The organism is Pseudomonas yangonensis (assembly GCF_009932725.1).
Taxonomy (GTDB): Bacteria; Pseudomonadota; Gammaproteobacteria; order Pseudomonadales; family Pseudomonadaceae; genus Aquipseudomonas; species Aquipseudomonas yangonensis.
Window position 1 is genome coordinate 568,232 of record NZ_BLJU01000002.1, and the last position, 16,014, is coordinate 584,245.

Sequence of the window (16,014 nt, forward strand, 5' to 3'; positions counted from 1 at the left end):
CACTGGCATGAAGGGAGACGCAAATGGATGAGCAGCGCATCGAAACAGAACGCCTGACACTGCGCCCGCCGCAGCCGCAGGATGCCGACGAGGTGCAGCGCCTGGCCGGTGATTTTCGTATTGCCGATGTCACCCGCAGCATTCCCCATCCCTATCCGCCCGAGCTGGCGCAGCAGTGGATCGAACGCTGCGCGCAGGAGTGGGCCAGCGGCGCGGCGGCCAACTTCATCATCACCGAGTCGGGCAGCGGCCAGCTGGTCGGCAGCATTGCGCTGAAGGATATCGGCCGCGGCGAGGCCGAGGTGGGTTACTGGCTCGGCGTGCCGTACTGGAGCCGTGGCTATGCCAGCGAGGCCTGCAATGCACTGGTGGATTTCGCTTTCCGCCAGCTGCGTCTGCGCCGGTTGCATGCCAGCCATCTGGCGCGCAATCCGCAGTCCGGGCGTGTGCTGTTCAAGGCAGGATTTCGTCACCTCGGGCTGGGCCATAGCAAGTGCGGCAGCCAGGGCAAGGTCGAGCCGGTGGAGTTGTACGAGCGCGTTTGCGGCGAGTGATCCTCGGGTGGTTCAACGCACCCGATCGCGACTCTGCACTGCCAGGTCCAGCGCCTTCTGCATATCCAGCCGTGCGGAACGGCCGACGTCCTTGTCGCTCAGTTCATAGTTGCGCTCGGACGGCAGGATGGGCGCTGTCAGGTCCTCGGCGTCCATCGGTTCGAAATCGTATTCGCCGCCGATGGTCATGGCGCTGCGCCTCAGCAGCATGCGCACCTGCTCCGGTTGCAGGTCCGGGTTGATCGACAGCATGGCGGCGACCACGCCGGTCACCAGCGGGGTGGCGTAGGAAGTGCCGCAATGCACGTCGCCGGTGGCGTCCACTTCGCTGGTCGAAGCCTGAGCACAGGCGGCCGCGGTGATGTCGACGCGCATGTCGACGTTCGACGAGTTGCGTTTGACCACGTAGCCCGGGTCGTCTATTTCAACCTCGTCCTTCTTGCTGCGCTGGTGCCCGCCGACCACCAGCAGTTGTTCGGTGATGAAGGAGGAGGGCAGGCGGTACTCGTCTCTGCCGGAGTAGGAGGAGCCATTGCCGGCTGAGTTGATCACCATCACGTCAGGGTGTTCCTTGCGCAGCCAGAGGAAGAACTCCTCCAGCAACTCCTCGTAGCCACTCATGGCGATGCCGGAGCGCACCAGCGAATCGATCTCGTCGCCTTCGACGTTGCGCGTGCCGACGCGGTGGATGCCCCAGCTCCAGTTGAGGACGCGTACGCCGTCTTCCACCAGATTGACCGAGGCGGCGATATTGGCCGTGATTCCCGCATCCGAGTTGCGCTCGACTATGACGTCGAAGCCGTTGCTGGCCTTGTCCATCCCGCGCAGAAAACCGGTGTTGCCGCCCTTTTCCCAGTGCGCGGCGAGAATGCCGGCGACGGTGCTGCCATGGTTGTCCGGCTCGTCGGCGTCGCGCGCGTAGACGCAGGTGCGCGACTTGCCGTCCGGGCAGGCGCCCAGGTAGTCGGCAAAATCAGGCGCGTCGAAGTCGACGTTACGTTCGATCACGCCCACGCGGATGCGCTCGGCCTCGATGGGCGAGTCGCCTGCGGGAATGCGCCGCTGGTAGTAGTTCACCGCATCCATGAAACGGTTGGCGGCCCATTCCTCGGAGTTCTTTTCCGGTTTGCGTGCCGGCTTGCGCGCGGCTTCGCTCTCTTCGCCGCGCTCGGGGGCGCTTTCCTCCACGACCACGGCATCGACGCTGGTTTCGTTGCCGATACGCAGTACCAGCGCATCGCGCTCGGTAAGATCTTTCACTGGCAGGCGCAGCTGGTAGACGTTCAGCGGCGGGATGGCGCCGACCACCTTGGCGTCGTATTTCTTCGCCAGACGCTTGGCCTCGTCGAGGCCGTCGTGGCTTTCCTCGATCAGCAGGCTGACCAGATCGACGTAGGTGGTCAGACCGTCCATGTTCTTCGCCACTTCATCGGGGCCGGCGGCGAGCACATGGCTGCGATGCAGTGACAGCCATACCGGGTTGCTCGCGCGGGCGCCGTCTGCCAGCCACAGTGGCGCGCTGCGGTGTTCGTTGCTGTTGAGCCGCAGGCGCAGGGTGTCGCCGCTGCGTTGCACCGCCGAGGTGGGCAGGGTGTCGTCGCCGAGGTGCAGCTTGGGCAACGTCTGGCCAAGGCCACGCACCTGCATGCACCATTGCTGCTGTTCACTGGCAAGCAGATCGCCACAGCGTTGCAGACTCTGGATGCGCAAAGCTTCCTGCGCATCGGCAAGCGGGCTGAGCACAGCCATGACGAGAGCGGACAGAAGAACGCGGTTGGGCAGCATGGGGGCGGGGCCTCCGTGGCGGATGTTCAGCTTTTCCGACTTTTTTCGGCCGCTTTCGTTCAGCTTGGGTGCGTGCGCTCGGTCGCTGTGAATCCTTGTGGCAGTGGCGCCGTTGCGCCTGATTTTGGTTATAGTATTACGTTTCAATCACGTACTACTCGAAGCCTTACATGCCCTCCAATCGTCTGCTTTCGATCGATGCCCTGCGCGGCTTGGTCATCCTCTTCATGCTGCTCGATCACGTTCGCGAAACCTTCTACCTGCATCAGCAGGTTGGCGACCCCATGGATGTAACTGCCACGGAACCGGCGCTGTTCTTCAGCCGCACCCTGGCGCATCTGTGCGCGCCGGTGTTCATCCTGCTCACCGGGCTTTCGGCCTTTCTCTACGGGGAAAAGCAGATGAGCCGCACGGCGACCAGCGCCTTTCTGTTCAAGCGCGGGCTTTTCCTGGTGGTGCTGGAATTCACCCTGGTCAACTTCGCCTGGACCTTCCAGTTCCCGCCCACGGTGATCTACCTGCAGGTGATCTGGGCCATCGGCCTGAGCATGCTGGCGCTGTCCCTGCTGCTATGGCTGCCGCGCGCGTTGCTGGCCGTGCTGGGCCTGATGCTGGTGGCCGGGCACAACCTCCTCGACGGGATGCACTTCGGTGTCGAGTCGGCCATGCACATCCCCTGGGCGATCCTGCATGACCGTGGCTGGCTCGAGTTTTCCGAGTCGCTGCGTCTGCGTACCTCTTACCCCCTGTTGCCGTGGATCGGTGTGATTGCCCTGGGCTATGTGATCGGTCCCTGGTTCCGCAGCTCGCGCGACCCTCGGCAACGTCTGCAATGGCTGCAGTTGTCTGGGTTCGGCGCGCTGGCGTTGTTCGTGGTGCTGCGCCTGGTCAACGGCTATGGCGAGAAACCCTGGACGGTCGGGGAGAGCGGGCTGCAGACACTGATGAGCCTGCTCAACATCACCAAGTACCCGCCGTCGCTGCTGTTCCTGGCGCTGACGCTGGGCATTGGCCTGCTACTGCTGGCTGCTTTCGAGCGCCGCAATGAGGGGCGCATGGTGCACACGCTAGCCGTGTTCGGCAGTGCGCCGATGTTCTTCTATCTGCTGCACCTGTATGTGCTGAAGCTGCTCTACATCGCCGCGTTCGCCCTCTGGGGCGCAAACCAGGGGCATTATTTCGGCTTCGCCTCGATGGTCTGGGTCTGGGCCGCGACAGTGGTGTTGGCCGTGTTGCTGTTCCCGCCAACGCAATGGTTCGCGAGGCTCAAGGCGCAGCGTCGCGACATTCGCTGGCTGAAGTACTTCTGATCAGCAAATAGAAAAGGCCAGGGTTCTTCCCTGGCCTTTTCATTCGAGGTTCTGGCGCACCTGTGCGCGGCGTGTTGGGCTTACAGCTTCATGTTCACCGACAGATAGGCCGAGCGGCCCGGCGCCGGGGAGAACATCGGCTGGTCGTCACCGCCCCAGAAGAAGTTGTCGAACCACACGTACTCATACTCGCGATCGGTCAGGTTCTTCAGCTGCAGGTCGAGGCTGGTGGTCGCGGAGACCTGATAGCGCACGTTGGCATCGAGCACCGCGAAGCCGCCGTACTTGCCCTGTTCGTTGAGCGTGTCGATGTAGTAGTCGCCCTGGGCGCGGGCTTGCAGGCCGAAGCGCCAGGCGTCGTTGAACTGGTAATCGACACCGGCATTGCTGATGTAGCGCGGGGTGGAGATCACTTCGTTACCTGCCAGGGAGCGACCGCCGTCGGTGAAGGCGCTGCGTACCTTGGCTTGCTGGATGGCGTGCGAGCCCCATACCGTCCACTGCTGGTTGAGTTGCGCGGTGATCTGCATGTCGACACCGCGGCGGCGGGTTTCGCCGAGGCCGACCGTGGTACCGGTCGCGGGCATGTTGGAAACCTCGTCGGTGGCGTCCTGCTGCCATACGGCGATCCGCGCCTCGGAGCCGGCGAAGGGCTTGAACTTCACGCCCACTTCCTTGCCGGTGTTGATCGAGGGCTTGTACGCAGCCTGGCCGGCGGTCATGTAAGCCGGGCCCTCCGAACCCGTGAGAATCTGGAAGGTACGGCCCCAGTTGGCATATACGTTCATGTCCGGGGTGATGCTGTACACCACGCTGAGCTTGGGTTGCTCGATCCAGCCGTAGTCCTGCAGCTTGGCTTTCTCACCGCTCATCAACTCGGTGTTGCCGGAAAACTTGTCCACCCGGTAGGCCGGGATGATCTTCAGTTTTTCGATGGGCTGGATGATCGCCTGAGCGTAGGCACCGGTGTTGTACAGCGTGTAGCTGTCATCGTTCTGCGTACGTGCCGGCGGCGCGTCGAAGTCGGTGGGGATGCCGAAGTTGTAGCGATAGCGGCGGTACTCGTTGTTCTGCTGCTCGTAGTTGACGCCACCATCAAGGGTGAGCATCTCGTGGGCGCGCCAGGTCAGGTTGCTCAGCACGCCGGTCTGCCGTTCCTGCCACTGGCGGCGCTGGCGTGGGGCGTTGCCGACCGGGTAGTCGGTGAAGGTCACGGTGCGGTCATCGTCGTAGCTGTTGTAGTACAGCTTGTTGCTCAGGCTCAGGTCGTCGCTGAGCTGGAAATCTGCATGCCCGCTGAGGTGCTTCATGTCGCGGTCGTCGCCGTCGTTGGCGTTCTTCGCTGGCGACTGCGTGCGGCTGGCAGCCAGTTGCCGGGCGGTGAGAAAGCCCGGTTCCTCGGCTTCGTGATGATAGAGGCGGGCGACCACACCGAGCTTCATGGTCTGCTCGTCATCGGTGACGAACCACTTGCCGCCCAGTGAGTATTTGTTGGAGTCGCTGTGGTCGCGGAAGCCGTCGGAGTCCTGCTTGGCCAGGAAGTAGTTCTGCGCGAAATTGCCTTCTTCATGGCCGACCGCCAGCTGGAATTCGCGGGTGTTGAAGCTGCCGTAGGTCAGGCGGCCATCGGTGTAGTTGCCGCCCTGACGGGTGACGAAGTTGATGTTGCCGCCAATGTTGTGCAGGCCGTAGCGCGGATCGTTGGTGCCGCGCACCACCTCGATGTAGTCGATGTCCAGCGGGAAGACCATGTCGATGAAGCGCTGGTTGCCGCTGTTGACGTTGCTCGGCACGCCGTCGATCAGGGTCTTGATGCCGTTGATATAACCCTCGCCATTGAAGGCGCGGAAGGTCACCTTGCCCGATTCGGCGCCCATGCGCGTCTCGGTCAGCTGGATACCGGGCATCTGGCCCACCAGCTCCCAGCTGTTCATCACGGTTTTGTCCTCGATCTTGTCGCTGCCCATGATGTCGACCGAGGTCAGGATATTGTCGGTGCGCAGCGTGCCGGTGGCGTCCGGGGTGACGTAGACCGAGCCGAGCGAGACGGTGGAATTGCCGGAGGAGGCTGCATGGATCTGAGGCGCGACCAGTGCGGTCATGACGGCGAGGGAGGCCGAAGTGGCTTTCATGGGTATTCCTAGCGTTGCGTTTTCTAAGTGTCGGGAGGTTGTTGCGTTGGCCTGCAGCGCGGGCTGGCGAATCTCCAGCCGCAGCGAGATGTCCGGTTGTGCCGGAGCGTTGCCAATTATGCGGTGATAAAGATGTTATATCATAACGATTTTGTGGCGGGCGGCCAGCCTTAAAGCCCCGTGGCCGGCACACGCGGATACTCAGGCTAGACGCCTCGGTCACCTGGTGGCGCTGCAACGCCACCGACGTTGACCTGAACGGCATACCGGAGCCAGTCCGTCATGAGCGTCGGGCAAAATTTCTGAATTACCAGCAGATGGATGCGCAGGGCTGACAGCCGTACGCCTGGGGGCGGGGATTGCAGCGGTGTTCAGTCAGGCGAGCCTGGAACTGGCCAGGCGCGACGCCGCGCGCTTTCAGAGCCAACTGGCCAGTCGATCAAGCCAGCAGCCAGGAGAGCCGATCTGCCTGGCCGCCAGCGTTGGCATCTTAACGCTCGATGCAAGCGGCGAAACTGCCTCGTCGCGCAGCGACATCGCCCTGTGCTGCGTCAGGCGCGGCGGGCGAAATCGCCTTGAGCACTTTTGATGGCCGACTCGATCAAGCCGCCCGCAACGCCTGGCTGATCGCATCGTTGAACGCAGGAATGTCGTCCGGGTTGCGTGAGGTGATCAGCGTCCAGTTCTGCCCCGGGCACACCTGCACTTCGGCGTCTACCCAGCTGGCGCCGGCGTTGGCCAGGTCCAGGCGCACGCTGGAATAGGAGGTCATCACCTTACCCGGCACCACGCCGGCATCGATCAGCAGCCAGGGCCCGTGGCAGATCGCCGCGACCGTCTTGCCGGCAGCCTTGAACTCCTGAACCAGGCGCTGGGCATCCTCGTCCTGGCGCAGGTTGTCGGCATTCACCGTGCCGCCGGGGATCACCAGCAAGTCGTAATTCTCTGCGCTCTGCCCCTTGATCTGCGAGTCCGACTGCACGGTAACGTCTTTCTCGCTGTCCTTGAGCCAGGTTTCGGCCTCGCCACCCTTGACGCTGGCATGGGTGACGCTCGCTCCCTGATCCTTCAGGGCCTGCATCGGCTTGAGCAGCTCGTCGCGCTCGATGCCACTGTTGGCGGTGATAAACAGCACCTTTTTGCCTTGCAGATTCGAACTCATGATCGATACCTCCGCTGATGCGCCGCACGGACGCGATGAGTGGCCGCGTGGGTGAACGCGGCATGTATCAGGATTGAAAGGTTCGAGACGCAGAAGTTCGAATTGATTACCCCAGGGTTCGACACAAGCAGGTGTATGACGCGAATACGAAAAATCCCGGCTTGGGGTTGAGCACTGCGGAGAGAAAACCGGTGACGCGCCTGCCTGTCGGCGAATGCCGGTGCCGCTCGACAGCCGTGAAGACTCTTCGAACTCGACACTGTGCTCGGCCTCTACTGATCGACGACAGTGAACAGGGGGAGACGTGAATGACGACCAAGCACGCGGTAATCCATCGCATGGTGATGAAGGACCATATCTGTCCATTCGGCCTGAAGGCCTTGCACCTGCTTCGTCATGAAGGTTACGAGGTCGAGGATCATTGGCTGCGTGATCGTGAGCAAACCGACGCGTTTAAAGCGGCGCATCAGGTCGACAGTACGCCACAGATTTTCATCGAAGGGCAGCGTATCGGCGGCTATGACGAGTTGCGCCGGCATCTGGGTAAGGGCGGACAATCCTCGTTGTCCGTCTATCAGCCGGTAGTGGTGGTATTTGCCATGGCCGGAGTGTTGGCCTTGGCGCTTAGTTGGGTGGCTTTCGGCTCCTTGCTGCAGGCGCGCATTCTGCAGTGGTTCGTGGCCATCAGCATGTGTCTGCTGGCAATGCTCAAGCTCAGGGATCTGGAGAGCTTCAGCAATACCTTTCTTGGCTACGATCTGCTCGCGCGTCGCTATGTCCCCTACGCCTCTTTCTATCCCTTCGCGGAGGCGTTGGCCGGTGTGCTCATGGTCGCGGGCGCACTGATCTGGTTGGCGGCACCACTGGCCATTTTCATCGGCGCCATAGGCTCTGTTTCGGTGTTCTATGCGGTTTACATCCAGAAGCGGGAGCTGAAGTGCGCGTGTGTGGGCGGTGACAGCAGTGTTCCGCTCGGCCCTGTCTCACTGGGCGAGAACCTGCTGATGCTGTTGATGGGGGGCTGGATGCTCTATGGCTACAGTGCCTGACCTTGCCCCGTCAGCCAGGCCTGCAGCAGCACTTGCCCTGTTGGGCATGGGTATCGCAGTGCTGGCCCTTGCAGGCATGGCGCCTCAGGACAGGGTGAGTTGGGCGCTGGAAAGTGCGCTGCCCCTCCTGTTGCTACTCGGACTCAGCATCGCCTGGCCCTGGCTGCGCTTGTCGACCGGCGCCTATCTGGCGATCCTGGCGCTGCTGGTAGTTCACGAGCTGGGTGCGCATTACAGCTATGCGAAGGTGCCCTATGACCAGTGGCTGCACAGCCTGAGCGGTCACTCACTGGATGACGCCATGGGCTGGAGGCGCAATCAGTATGACCGTCTGGTGCACTTCAGTTACGGCCTGCTGATCGCAGTACCGCTGCGCGAGCTGCTGCTGCGCCTGACCCCGATGCGTGGCGGCTGGCTGATTTTGCTGACCCTGAGCCTGGTGGTGTCCACTTCGGCGTTGTATGAACTGATCGAGTGGATCGGTGGCGCGTACTTGGGCGAGGACCAGGCCAGAGCATTCCTGGCCACTCAGCAGGACCCCTGGGACGCCCAGAAGGACATGGCACTTGCTCTTGGCGGTGCAATCCTGTGCTGCCTGATCGGCCTGGCTCGTAAGCGTCTGGGTTGGTCGAGCGCCCGTTGAGTCGCGCTGGCTGCAGGACGCCTGCAGCCAAGCGTGTTTTCTCAGCCTGAGCTCTTGCGCAAGCGCCGCAGGCCCCAGCCCAGCAGCAGGGCCGCCGCCGTACAGGCCAGCAGCACTGGAACAGGCCGGGCGGTGCTCTGGGTGCGCCAGCCACCTTCGATCCGTCGCTCTCCTGACGGCGGTTGGAACAGATTGCCGGTAGATCGCTGCGCGGGCTGCCCGCGCCTGATGGCACGCCCCACCAGCAGCGCTGAGATCTGCGCGAACCCTGGCACCAGGAAGTGGCCAAGGCGCAGCAGGGTCGCCGCACTGCCGACGGTTCTGCTGGGCCGTGGGTTCAGTGCCATCTTGACCATGGCTTCGGCAACGCGACGTGGATCGTAACGGGGCGGGGGCGGGCTCAGCTCATGGCCGGTGAAGTTGCCGCCGTCACGGAAGCCGGGCGTGTCCATCACCGCCGGGTAGAGGTCGCAGACATGAATGTCCGGCCAGCTTGCCAACTCGCCCCGCAGCGCCTCGGTGAGGCCACGCAAACCGTACTTGGCTGCGGAGTAGGCTGCCGCGTAGGGCTGGGCGACCCAACTACCGAGTGACAAAGTGTTGATCAGTACACCCGAGGACTGGGCCTTGAAATAGGGCATGACGACATAGGCGCCGCGCAGGTAGCCGAGCAGATCGGTCTGGACCACCTGCTCATGTGCGGCCAATGGAGTGGCCTCGAAACTGCCCACCGCGCCAACGCCGGCATTGTTCACCCAGATATCGATGCGTCCATTGCCAAACGCCGCGGCTTGTTCGGCCAGCTTCTCCATTGCCTCGTTACGGGTGACGTCGGTGGGTACAGCCAAGGCGTATGCCCCGAGCCGTTCACATTCGTCGACGACGCAAGCCAGCGCCTCGCGGTCGCGTGAAGCCAGTACCAGACGCGCCCCGTGCCGGGCGAACTCGTGGGCGGCGCAGCGGCCAATGCCGCTCGATGCCCCCGTGATCACTACCAGCGCGTCATTCAGTCGGGCTGATTTCATCGGTTTCTCCTGCAATGAGTCGGGAAGATTGACGGGAGACCGTTGCCGTCTGGGGCTCAGATAGCTTGGCAATAGCGGCGCAACAGCTTCTTGCTCGGACGCTTGACCGGCATTTCGCGCAGCTCCGCCAATGCGAACCAGCGGCAATCCGCTATCTCGTTCTGCGGCCGTGGCGTCTGTGTGTCAGCGACCGACAGGTGAAAGACATGATGCACACCTGCGCCGAACTCATGTCTTGCCAGGTATTCGAGGCTGCTGAAGCTGAGCCCCGTTTCTTCGTCCAGCTCGCGTAGCGCAGCTGCCGCGGCGCTCTCGTTCGCCTCGATCTTGCCTCCGGGCAGGTTCCATTTCGCCTCGGCCTTGCGTACCAACAGAAACTTGTCGCCACGTCGGCAGATGACGGTAGCGCGTACTTTGCTCGCTTTGCCCATCGATAATTCTCGACAGTCTGGAAAGGACAGGCCCTGAGCGACTTAGGCGTCTCAGGTCGCCATGGCGTTGCAGATCGATCACTTGCTAGGGTGAGGCGGTTATCGAGCCTTCACATGCCCCCTTGGCGGCATTGCTGCAATGATCGGATCAGTTCATATGCGAGCATGCCTGGCTCCCGAAGAGGCCCTTGCCGGGCCTCCTATTGGGTTAACGCTTATTGGTTGCGGCCGCCGTGGCTGTTCTGACCGCCTTTCTTGCCGGCCTCGGAAGCCTTTTCGCGATCATTGGCAAAGTTGCCGCCACTTGCCTGACCGCCCTTCTTGCCAGCCTCGGAGGCTTTTTCACGATCGTTGGCGAAATTACCCGGATTGTTGTTACCAGTGCTTTTGCTAGTGGTCATCTCGGTACTCCCGATTGCAGAGGCGGAATTGCCTCGTTAAGCAATGGAGGAAAATGCTGCCGCTAACGTTCAGCCTATTTCCACGCTGCGCTTGGCAAAAGCTGACGAGTGGTGGAGCGGCGAAGGGCCAGCTCACAGATTCGCAGAGGGCAGTTGCAGCCAGAGGGAGAACAGGCCGAGCACGCTCCAGAACACGATGAACAGCCAGGGCGAGCGCAGAAAGAACAGCAGCGATTTGTAGGTGCTTTCCCTACTTGCCTCCTGCTCGCTGAACAGCGGCGAATCGTCATAGGCATGGCCGAATTCCGGGTCGCTGCGCAGCAACTGCTCCTGCTTGTAGTGCCAGTGCTCGATGATCGTGGCGGAGGCTCTGATGCCCGGCCAGGCGTGCAGTGAGCTGATGATGCCCAGCAGCGTGAACAACGCCGGAACCACCAGGGTGAACACTGCTCCCCAGTTTTCGTTCAGATTGGCCATGGACGATGCATAGGCAATCACCAGAAACGACTGCGCGGTCAGATAGGAATTGGTACGTCCGGCCAGCAGGCTGGTTTCATACTGAATTTCCCGCCGATAGAAATCGAGTCGCTCCTTCGGCGTGCCGAAAATAAGCAGCTCCGCCTGCTTGTCCATCTTCGTGTCACGTGTGTCGGAGGTAATGATTCGTGAGGTTTTCATCGACGTGGCTCGACTGTTTGTTGGGCTTCGCCGCATAGCGAGAAGTAGCCGGGCAATAGGACGTTAGACTGCGGGGGCTGCAGTTATTCAGTGTTTTTATCGATCAGGGAGAAAGGCGTCGAACGTGACGCGGTTCGGCGAGCCAAACACGATCATCACAGGTGAACAGCATTACCGGCGATGCCGGGTTGGTGCTGTTGGCAGGTACCACTACTCCGTTATTCCCTGTCAGCGGCGAGGCCGCTGACAGGGACATTGCCGGTCCTTCAGTTCAAGTGAGCTTTCAGTTCGCCGGCAGCCTGGCGCATTGCCGCCTTGACCTCGGGAATGTCGTGCAGTGGGTTGAGCAAGCCATAGTCGTGAATCATGCCGCTATAGCGCACAGCGGTTACGTCGACGCCTGCGGCATCCAGTTTCCGTGCATAAGCCTCGCCTTCGTCACGCAGCACGTCCAGACCTGCAGTCTGGATCAGCGCAGGTGGTAGGCCTTTCAACTGCTCAGTGGTCGCCCGCAGCGGGGAGGCATGAATATCGGCGCGTTGCTTGGGATCGGTGGTGTAGTTGTCCCAGAACCACTTCATCATGCCGGTGGTGAGGAAGTGACCCTCAGCGTACTGGCGATACGAGGCGGTCTCGAAGTTGGCGTCCGTCACCGGCCACAGCAGCAGCTGGAAGCGCAGCTCGGGGGTGTTGCGTTCCTTGGCCATCAGGCTGACTACGGCTGCCATGTTGCCGCCGACGCTGTTGCCTGCAACTGCCAGGCGGCTGCCATCGACGCCGATGGTCTTGCCGTTTTCCGCGACCCAGCGAGTCGCCGCGTAGGCCTGGTTGATGGCTGTCGGGTACTGCGCTTCTGGTGACCGCGTGTAATCGACGTAGACCGCCACTGCACCGGAGCCAACCACCAGATCACGAATCAGACGCGCATGGGTCGGGTAATCGCCCAGCACCCAGCCGCCGCCGTGGAAGAACATGAAGACAGGCAGATCGCCGCTCTGCTTTTCCGGACGCACGATGGTCAGCTTGATCGTCTGGCCATCGGTGGAGATGGTGCGTTCGCTGACCTCGGTGCCGGACAGGTCGACCTTGACGGACGCCTGGGCGCCGGTCAGAACGGCACGCGCCTCGCTGGGAGTCATCTGCTCGATTGGCTTGCCGCCGCCACTATTCAAAGCATTCAAGAAATTCTGAGTACGATGCTCGGCGACTGGTTCGGCAGCGTAGGTGCTGCCAACGCATACGGCGAGTGCCAGGGCGGTGAGGGTGTTTTTCAAGACGGTCATAGCAAGGTCCTTCAAGATATTTGTCGTTGGAGTGCGCAGTTGCCGCCTGGCTGTACCGGCGGCATGGACGCCACTTTAGATATGGCCTTTAGCGGGGACAATTACCTAAAATCGAGATTCATTGATTCTGATTTGGGGACAGTGGTGGATCGTATAGATTGCATGCGTACCTTTGTTGCCACGGTAAATGCCAATGGCTTTGCCGCCGCTGCCCGAGTGCTGGCGGTGCCCCGGTCGAAAGTCAGCAAGCAGATCCAGGCGCTCGAGGAGAGCCTGGGCGTGCAATTGTTGCTACGCACCACCCGTAGCCTGCACCTGACCGAAGCCGGCAGTGATTACTACGAGGCGTGCCGCGAACTGCTCGCTTCGCTGGATGAAGCAGAGCAGCGGGCGCGTAGTGGGCTGGCCGAAATTCAGGGTGTATTGAGGATCAACGCGCCGATGTCGTTCGGTTTGTGCCGGTTGGGGCCATTGATTCCCACGTTCCATCAACTGCATCCGAAAGTGGAACTGCAATTGGTGTTCAGTGACGAGCAGGTCGATCCGGTGAAAGGCGGCTTCGATGTCACCATTCGCATCGCCAGTTTGGCGGACTCGTCTCTGGTGGCCCGGCACCTGGCCCCAGCTCCGCGCGCACTGGTTGCCTCACCGGATTATCTCAAGGCTAATGGAACGCCCCGGGTACCGCGCGACCTGGCTGCTCACCAATGCCTTAACTACGGTTATCTGCAGGGCGGCGTCAGCCTGCAGTTGAGCAATGGCCGAGAGACGCAAAGCGTTCTGGTAACGGGGCCCTTGCACGCCAACAACGGTGATCTTCTGGCCCAGGCTGCCGAAGCGGGGATGGGTATTGCTTTGTTACCGACATTCATCGTGGAAAAAGCACTTCAGGAGGGGCGTCTGGTTGCAGTGATGTGCGACTGGCAGGCGCCCCCCATCTCCATCAACGCTGTCTATCCATCCGCACGACGTATCCCGCTCAAAACCCGGGCATTTTTGGATTTTCTCGCGGGGCAGCTGGGCGACCAGGCAGCCAGTCATATCCTGAGGTGAGCTGCTTGCTCCCACCACTGAGAAGCTGTTGAGGCTGTTTATCGTTCTGAAAATGGAACGCTGGAGGTGATTTTTACGGTCTAGTCGATAATTGGTCCCGAATTTAATCTTTCTTCCATGCAGTGACGCACTGCTGAAGCAAACCCAAGTCTCCGGCCCGGCCGGCAACCAAAAGAGAACAATTCGAGGACTTCATCATGACCAACGCCACCTACAACCGCCTGGACAAAGACAACGCCGTAGTACTGCTGGTCGACCACCAGGCCGGCCTGCTCTCCCTGGTTCGCGACATCGAGCCGGACAAGTTCAAGAACAACGTGCTGGCGCTGGCTGATCTGGCCAAGTTCTTCAACCTGCCGACCATCCTCACCACCAGCTTCGAAACCGGCCCCAACGGCCCGCTGGTTCCCGAGCTGAAGGAAATGTTCCCGGACGCGCCGTACATCGCCCGCCCTGGCCAGATCAACGCCTGGGACAACGAAGACTTCGTCAAGGCGATCAAGGCCACCGGCAAGAAGCAACTGATCATCGCCGGTGTGGTCACCGAAGTCTGCGTAGCGTTCCCGGCCCTGTCGGCCATTGAGGAAGGGTTCGACGTGTTCGTGGTGACCGATGCCTCGGGCACCTTCAACCAGATCACCCGTGATTCGGCCTGGAGCCGCATGACCCAAGCCGGCGCGCAACTGATGAACTGGTTCGCCGTAGCCTGCGAGCTGCACCGCGACTGGCGCAACGACGTGGAAGGCCTGGCCAAGATCTGCTCGGATCACATCCCGGACTACCGCAACCTGATCACCAGCTACAGCGCGCTGACCGCTGGCAAGTGATCCTCGCCTGAAACGCAACCGGAGCCTTCGAAGGCTCCGGTTTTGCTTCGTCTGAACATATCTCGGTGATCTGTCGGGCCCTTGCGCCTGCGCAATGCCAGCAGCCGGGTTCGCTGGTTAGGGATTGCCTACCGTTGATCGTGCGAGCCGAACCTGGGCATGGGGCCAGTGACCCAAACAAGGGTCATAAACCGAAGTGAGAACGCCCCATGAAATCCATGCCAGTCGTCATTGCTACAGCCGCCTTGCTATTCGCTACCACCGCTCTGGCCCAGGCTCCTGCAGGAAGCCCGGATGCCGGACGAGGCTCGGCGCCGAGCCCGAGCGGCACCCCCGCGCCTCAACACGAGATGGATGTTCACCGGGAAGATGGCCAGTTGCGGACCGATGAGGGGCACAAGGTGAACACCCGCGATGGCAATATGCAGAACGACGGTGGTCGTGATGGCTCTGCCGAACATTCCTCACCCGGCGGCCCTACCGACCCTTCCTCCGACCCCGGCTCACTCGAGTAGTGAAGAACCAGGCGGACAGTACCTGACGATGGCGACTACAGGCGGATCAGAAAACCGTCCAGGCGCAACGGCAAGAAGTTGCGATATTCGATCCTGTATCACCGGCCCTGCTTAATACGCTGGGGCGAATCGCCGCATTGGCTGCCATAAGGGCAGGTCTCGTTTGTGCGCTATTGCCGCTGCTAATCTTGCGCAGGATTGCGGTAGGCGCTCGGCGTTACGCCCACTTCCCGGCGAAAGACTTGCGAGAAATGGCTGGCGCTCGAGTAGCCCACTTCCAGTCCGATGTCGATCACGCTGCGCTCGGTTTCCAGCAGCAGTTGCCGGGCGCGAGCCATGCGCAGGCCAATGAAATAGTGCGACGGCGACAAGCCGGTAGCGCGTTTGAACAGGCGGCTGAAGTGGTACTCGCTCAGTTGCGCGGCCTGCGCCAGGGTGGCCAGGGAGAAGTCTTGCGCCAGGCGCTGGTTCATCAGGTCGAGGACGCGTCTTAATTTGTAGGCTTGCAAGGCATTGCTGCGCCTGCCGGTGGGCAGCGCGGCGCGATAGGTACGCACGAGGTGAATCGCCAGGGCTTGTGCCAGGCTGTGCACCAGCAGGCGGCTGGGCATACGGCTGTCGACAAGCTCCGAACGCAGCTGTTCGAGCAGCAGGCGAACCCAGTCGTCACGACCGCCGGATACGTCGACGAAATTTACCGGGCCGGCTGCTCGGAGCCCAAGGTCGCGTGCCGCCTGCTCGATCAGCGTCGGCGCGAGATAAAGATGCATCACTTCGAAACTGTCGCCGCCCGTGGTCTGCCAGCGCATTTCGTAGGGCTGCGTGGTACTGGTCAGAAAGAAGTCGCCGATGCGTACCTCGCTCTTTTCCCATTCGCCGCCCGCTGCACGCTCTTCGACGATGGCCGATCCCGCCAGCACCATCACCAGCAGCGGCTCGGCCACCGCAGGTACGAGGATCGGTTCGGCGATGCTGCGGTGGGTGAACAGGTGCAGCACCACGTCCTGCGGGGCATGCGGCAGTGGCGGCGCGGAGGCGTCGCTCGGCAGGTATTCCGACATGGCCTCGGCCGTGATCCGCAGGGCGTCGGAAAGGGGGGCGGCAGGTTCGGATTGGCTCACCAGTAACGCGTCCATCGATGGGGCCCGATGTCAGGGCGGCGCTGG

The 16,014-nt window shown here is 61.8% G+C and carries 15 protein-coding genes; 6 read left to right on the forward strand and 9 right to left on the reverse strand.

Annotated elements, in window-relative coordinates:
• Positions 1-23: 23 nt before the first annotated feature.
• On the forward strand, positions 24-554 hold the full coding sequence (locus tag GYB81_RS04360) for a GNAT family N-acetyltransferase (protein WP_161897740.1): 531 nt from the start codon (positions 24-26) through the stop codon (positions 552-554).
• 12 nt (positions 555-566) lie between these two features.
• Here GYB81_RS04360 and GYB81_RS04365 read toward each other — a convergent pair whose 3' ends face one another.
• Complete coding sequence (locus GYB81_RS04365) at positions 567-2,303, reverse strand: S8/S53 family peptidase (RefSeq protein ID WP_438810699.1); 1,737 nt, start codon at positions 2,301-2,303, stop codon at positions 567-569.
• Positions 2,304-2,509: 206 nt separating this feature from the next.
• On the opposite strand from GYB81_RS04365, the gene GYB81_RS04370 reads away from it, so the two are divergent.
• Positions 2,510-3,649: an acetyltransferase domain-containing protein gene (locus GYB81_RS04370; RefSeq protein WP_161897741.1), complete on the forward strand. Its 1,140-nt coding sequence runs from the start codon at positions 2,510-2,512 to the stop codon at positions 3,647-3,649.
• 80 nt (positions 3,650-3,729) lie between these two features.
• On the opposite strand, the gene GYB81_RS04375 is transcribed toward GYB81_RS04370, so the two are convergent.
• Positions 3,730-5,781, reverse strand: coding sequence for a TonB-dependent receptor (locus tag GYB81_RS04375; RefSeq protein WP_161897742.1), 2,052 nt, complete (start codon positions 5,779-5,781; stop codon positions 3,730-3,732).
• Between the two features lie 601 nt (positions 5,782-6,382).
• Positions 6,383-6,943 (reverse strand): type 1 glutamine amidotransferase domain-containing protein, encoded by a 561-nt coding sequence (locus GYB81_RS04380; protein WP_161866435.1) that lies wholly within the window; start codon positions 6,941-6,943, stop codon positions 6,383-6,385.
• 338 nt (positions 6,944-7,281) lie between these two features.
• On the opposite strand from GYB81_RS04380, the gene GYB81_RS04385 reads away from it, so the two are divergent.
• The gene (locus tag GYB81_RS04385; protein ID WP_233787478.1) at positions 7,282-7,992 is read left to right on the forward strand and encodes a MauE/DoxX family redox-associated membrane protein; all 711 of its coding nucleotides are present in this window, start codon (positions 7,282-7,284) and stop codon (positions 7,990-7,992) included.
• Complete coding sequence (locus GYB81_RS04390; RefSeq protein ID WP_161866433.1) at positions 7,976-8,635, forward strand: DUF2238 domain-containing protein; 660 nt, start codon at positions 7,976-7,978, stop codon at positions 8,633-8,635. The genes GYB81_RS04385 and GYB81_RS04390 overlap by 17 nt, the downstream gene beginning before the upstream one ends.
• Before the next feature lie 41 nt (positions 8,636-8,676).
• Here the strand turns inward: GYB81_RS04390 and GYB81_RS04395 are convergent, their stop codons facing one another.
• The 5 genes from GYB81_RS04395 to GYB81_RS04415 all read right to left on the reverse strand — a co-directional run bounded on the left by GYB81_RS04395 (position 8,677) and on the right by GYB81_RS04415 (position 12,453).
• Positions 8,677-9,660: an SDR family oxidoreductase gene (locus GYB81_RS04395; protein WP_161866432.1), complete on the reverse strand. Its 984-nt coding sequence runs from the start codon at positions 9,658-9,660 to the stop codon at positions 8,677-8,679.
• A gap of 56 nt (positions 9,661-9,716) precedes the next feature.
• On the reverse strand, positions 9,717-10,091 hold the full coding sequence (locus tag GYB81_RS04400) for an NUDIX hydrolase (RefSeq protein ID WP_161866431.1): 375 nt from the start codon (positions 10,089-10,091) through the stop codon (positions 9,717-9,719).
• A gap of 215 nt (positions 10,092-10,306) precedes the next feature.
• Complete coding sequence (locus GYB81_RS04405; RefSeq protein ID WP_161866430.1) at positions 10,307-10,492, reverse strand: con-10 family general stress protein; 186 nt, start codon at positions 10,490-10,492, stop codon at positions 10,307-10,309.
• Between the two features lie 132 nt (positions 10,493-10,624).
• Positions 10,625-11,170 (reverse strand): hypothetical protein, encoded by a 546-nt coding sequence (locus tag GYB81_RS04410; protein ID WP_161866429.1) that lies wholly within the window; start codon positions 11,168-11,170, stop codon positions 10,625-10,627.
• 266 nt (positions 11,171-11,436) lie between these two features.
• Entirely contained in the window at positions 11,437-12,453 is a 1,017-nt protein-coding gene (locus tag GYB81_RS04415; protein ID WP_161866428.1) for an alpha/beta hydrolase, read from the reverse strand.
• Between the two features lie 144 nt (positions 12,454-12,597).
• Between GYB81_RS04415 and GYB81_RS04420 the strand changes: the two genes are divergently transcribed.
• Positions 12,598-13,506 carry a LysR family transcriptional regulator gene (locus tag GYB81_RS04420; protein WP_161866616.1) on the forward strand — a complete coding sequence of 303 codons (909 nt, stop codon included), beginning with the start codon at positions 12,598-12,600 and terminating at the stop codon, positions 13,504-13,506.
• A gap of 197 nt (positions 13,507-13,703) precedes the next feature.
• Positions 13,704-14,333 carry an isochorismate family cysteine hydrolase YcaC gene (ycaC, locus tag GYB81_RS04425; protein WP_013717727.1) on the forward strand — a complete coding sequence of 210 codons (630 nt, stop codon included), beginning with the start codon at positions 13,704-13,706 and terminating at the stop codon, positions 14,331-14,333.
• Between the two features lie 697 nt (positions 14,334-15,030).
• Here the strand turns inward: ycaC and GYB81_RS04430 are convergent.
• A complete protein-coding gene (locus tag GYB81_RS04430) occupies positions 15,031-15,984 on the reverse strand; it encodes an AraC family transcriptional regulator (RefSeq protein ID WP_161866427.1) in 954 nt (317 codons plus the stop codon).
• Positions 15,985-16,014 lie beyond the last annotated feature (30 nt).

What these genes read in the sequence shown, in the direction of transcription:
- GYB81_RS04360 (WP_161897740.1), top strand. Translation starts at nt 24, where the DNA reads ATGGATGAGCAGCGCATCGAAACAGAACGCCTGACACTGCGCCCGCCG.
- GYB81_RS04365 (WP_438810699.1), bottom strand. Translation starts at nt 2,303, where the DNA reads ATGGCTGTGCTCAGCCCGCTTGCCGATGCGCAGGAAGCTTTGCGCATC.
- GYB81_RS04370 (WP_161897741.1), top strand. Translation starts at nt 2,510, where the DNA reads ATGCCCTCCAATCGTCTGCTTTCGATCGATGCCCTGCGCGGCTTGGTC.
- GYB81_RS04375 (WP_161897742.1), bottom strand. Translation starts at nt 5,781, where the DNA reads ATGAAAGCCACTTCGGCCTCCCTCGCCGTCATGACCGCACTGGTCGCG.
- GYB81_RS04380 (WP_161866435.1), bottom strand. Translation starts at nt 6,943, where the DNA reads ATGAGTTCGAATCTGCAAGGCAAAAAGGTGCTGTTTATCACCGCCAAC.
- GYB81_RS04385 (WP_233787478.1), top strand. Translation starts at nt 7,282, where the DNA reads ATGGTGATGAAGGACCATATCTGTCCATTCGGCCTGAAGGCCTTGCAC.
- GYB81_RS04390 (WP_161866433.1), top strand. Translation starts at nt 7,976, where the DNA reads ATGGCTACAGTGCCTGACCTTGCCCCGTCAGCCAGGCCTGCAGCAGCA.
- GYB81_RS04395 (WP_161866432.1), bottom strand. Translation starts at nt 9,660, where the DNA reads ATGAAATCAGCCCGACTGAATGACGCGCTGGTAGTGATCACGGGGGCA.
- GYB81_RS04400 (WP_161866431.1), bottom strand. Translation starts at nt 10,091, where the DNA reads ATGGGCAAAGCGAGCAAAGTACGCGCTACCGTCATCTGCCGACGTGGC.
- GYB81_RS04405 (WP_161866430.1), bottom strand. Translation starts at nt 10,492, where the DNA reads ATGACCACTAGCAAAAGCACTGGTAACAACAATCCGGGTAATTTCGCC.
- GYB81_RS04410 (WP_161866429.1), bottom strand. Translation starts at nt 11,170, where the DNA reads ATGAAAACCTCACGAATCATTACCTCCGACACACGTGACACGAAGATG.
- GYB81_RS04415 (WP_161866428.1), bottom strand. Translation starts at nt 12,453, where the DNA reads ATGACCGTCTTGAAAAACACCCTCACCGCCCTGGCACTCGCCGTATGC.
- ycaC (WP_013717727.1), top strand. Translation starts at nt 13,704, where the DNA reads ATGACCAACGCCACCTACAACCGCCTGGACAAAGACAACGCCGTAGTA.
- GYB81_RS04430 (WP_161866427.1), bottom strand. Translation starts at nt 15,984, where the DNA reads ATGGACGCGTTACTGGTGAGCCAATCCGAACCTGCCGCCCCCCTTTCC.